The sequence below is a fragment of the Dellaglioa sp. CoH-55-MRSF-8 genome (assembly GCF_056782195.1).
Window position 1 is genome coordinate 1 of the sequence record NZ_JBXAYH010000068.1, and the last position, 231, is coordinate 231.

General features: G+C 59.7%; 1 protein-coding gene. It reads right to left on the reverse strand.

The window, feature by feature from the left end; all coding sequences use genetic code 11:
- A partial coding sequence (locus AC1RPW_RS07945; protein WP_481769433.1) for a hypothetical protein occupies positions 1–231 on the reverse strand: 231 nt, incomplete at both ends.

Genomic DNA, 231 nt, shown 5'->3' on the forward strand with positions numbered 1-231 from the left:
GCGTTTCTACCTGTGCCGAATACAGGCCGCGTTTCACTTTCTTTTGAATCGCGTTATAGACAGCAGGCATCAGCTTATCAACATGGGTCCGTGCCCGAGCCGCGAGAACCGCCCGCGCCTCTTCCTGTGCGGCCCGTGCCTCGGACGCGCTAATGGCCTCTGTCTGTACACGGCGCAGCTCGTACTTGACGGAATGGTCAGAACCGCCCCACGCTGCTGAATCGTACGCAC